Source organism: Pseudomonas sp. 34 E 7, from assembly GCF_900005715.1.
Taxonomy (GTDB): Bacteria; Pseudomonadota; Gammaproteobacteria; order Pseudomonadales; family Pseudomonadaceae; genus Aquipseudomonas; species Aquipseudomonas orientalis_A.
Genome location: NZ_CVTX01000193.1, coordinates 52,287 through 54,217 on the forward strand (window position 1 = coordinate 52,287; position 1,931 = coordinate 54,217).

Below are 1,931 nucleotides of genomic sequence, written 5' to 3' on the forward strand. Positions count from 1 at the left end.
CCCGCCACACCCGCGACGTGAGCCAGATGCGTTTGCGCGATGCGCTGATCGTCGGGATTGCGCAGATTGGCGCGTTGATCCCCGGCGTATCGCGTTCGGGCTCGACCTTGACCGCAGCACTGTTCCTGAACTTCAAACGCGAAGAAGCCGCACGGTTCTCGTTCCTGCTGGGCCTGCCCGCCATTGCCCTGGCCGGTTTGAAAGAACTGTGGGTGCTGCTGCACACCGACATGCCCGCCCATGCCTGGCCGCATTTGATCTTCGGCCTGGTGGTGGCGAGCATATCGGCGTTCTTCGCCATCTGGGGCCTGATGAAGTTTCTGGAACGCTTCTCCACCTGGCCGTTCGTGATCTACCGCGCGCTGCTGGGGGTGTTTTTGATCGTGGCGGTCAGCACCGGCTTGCTGGCCTGATGCGCTGTCGTCGCCAGTGAGCGGTCCCACACCTGGCGAATCAGCGCCTTGAGCTTCAGCGCTTCGGCCCAGCGATCACTGAGCTCTCGGCCGTCCGCGCCGGTGATCGCGTAAGGCGGCGGGCCGAGTTCGCAGGTGAACGACAGGCTTCGCGGCGTCTCGGGGCGGGCCAGCCAATCCTCGATCCCGTAGCGCCACCATCCGGTAAATCGCTCTACCCACGGCTGATGCTGCGGGAAATCCAGCGCCACCTGCACCTGTTCACTGCTGGCCACGCGACCATGAAAGCCCCAGCTACGGCGCAGGATGGTACGTATCTGCTCATCGTCATCGGCGTCGCCGGGCTCGGGCAATTCGCGCCCGACCACGTAGTGGGACAGATCGGCCAGCAGTTTCAAGTCAGGCATTTTCGCCAGCAGGTCGAGGGTGAACAGCAGATCACTGGTCAGACGATAACGGTGGGTTTCCAGCAGGATCGGGAAATCCACCTGCTCGGCCAGGCGTTGCCAGCCCTCGATCAACCGGCCCGCCTCGGCCTGGGTGCGCGGACGCACGTCGGCTTGCAGGGTCAGGTGGTGACAGCCATGACGGTTGATCACCTCCAGGGCGCGCGCCAGGTCGTCCACCGTCTGCGGGAACAGTTGGCCTTCAATCTGCAAGCCGCGCGCGGCGGTGGCTGCGTGCAGGCGTGCAACTGCGTCGGCCTGCCAGTAATGGTCGGTGACGCCATCGAAACCGGCGGCGGCGATGCGATCCAGCTGCGCCTCGAGCGGGCCGGGTTCGGTTTGCATCGCCCATAAGGATTGAAATACCAGCAAGTGGCGCATATCAGCCTCGCAGCCATTGTTTGAGAGAAATAGCCGGATCCGCCAGGGCAGCCGATGACAATGGCACACGGGCGGCGATCAGGCGTTCGCACAGCTTGATGTCCCTGGCCACGCGGTTGCCCGGCGCCCAACCGCAGGCGCCTTGCAAATGTCCGTTGTCATCCAGATAGAACAGCAGCAGGCCGCCATCGGGCAGGTGCCGGCTGACCGTGCTCGGCGTCATCACACCGACGGTCTGCAAGCCCCAGTCATACTGGTCGGACCAGAACCCCGGCACGGCCTCGAAAGGCAATGCGCGGCCCAGCAGATTCAAGGCGGCATGCCGCCCCTGAGCCTCGGCGTTGCGCCAGGTTTCCTGGCGCTGGTAAAGCCCGCCAAGACGGAACTCACAGACGTCCCCCGCCGCGTAGATTTTCGCCGCGCTGGTGCGCAACTGCGCGTCGACACGAATGCCCTGCCCCACGTCCAGCCCGGCCGCCGCAGCCAGTTCGACATTGGGTTGCATGCCGATACCGACCACCACCAGGTCGCACGGCAGCGTGTGCCCATCCACCAGGCGTACAGCGTCGGCCTCGATCGACGCCACGGCGACATTCAAGCGCACGTCCACGCCTTGCTCACGGTGCAACGCCAGCAGCGCGTCACTGATAATTGCGGGCAATACCCGGCCCGCCAGGCGCGGGCCGGCTTC

The 1,931-nt window shown here is 65.0% G+C and carries 3 protein-coding genes; 1 reads left to right on the top strand and 2 read right to left on the bottom strand.

Annotated elements, in window-relative coordinates:
* Positions 1 to 413, top strand: a 413-nt coding sequence (locus BFP96_RS31555; RefSeq protein WP_256549207.1) for an undecaprenyl-diphosphate phosphatase, incomplete at its 5' end; no start/stop codon positions are given.
* Here BFP96_RS31555 and BFP96_RS28160 read toward each other — a convergent pair.
* The gene (locus BFP96_RS28160; protein ID WP_139113462.1) at positions 353 to 1,240 is read right to left on the bottom strand and encodes a sugar phosphate isomerase/epimerase family protein; all 888 of its coding nucleotides are present in this window, start codon (positions 1,238 to 1,240) and stop codon (positions 353 to 355) included. The genes BFP96_RS31555 and BFP96_RS28160 overlap by 61 nt on opposite strands.
* Before the next feature lies 1 nt (position 1,241).
* Positions 1,242 to 1,931, bottom strand: a 690-nt coding sequence (locus BFP96_RS28165; protein WP_170876044.1) for an NAD(P)/FAD-dependent oxidoreductase, incomplete at its 5' end; no start/stop codon positions are given.

Excerpts from the sequence above, each read along its gene's own strand:
- BFP96_RS28160 (WP_139113462.1), bottom strand. The coding sequence starts at position 1,240 with ATGCGCCACTTGCTGGTATTTCAATCCTTATGGGCGATGCAAACCGAA.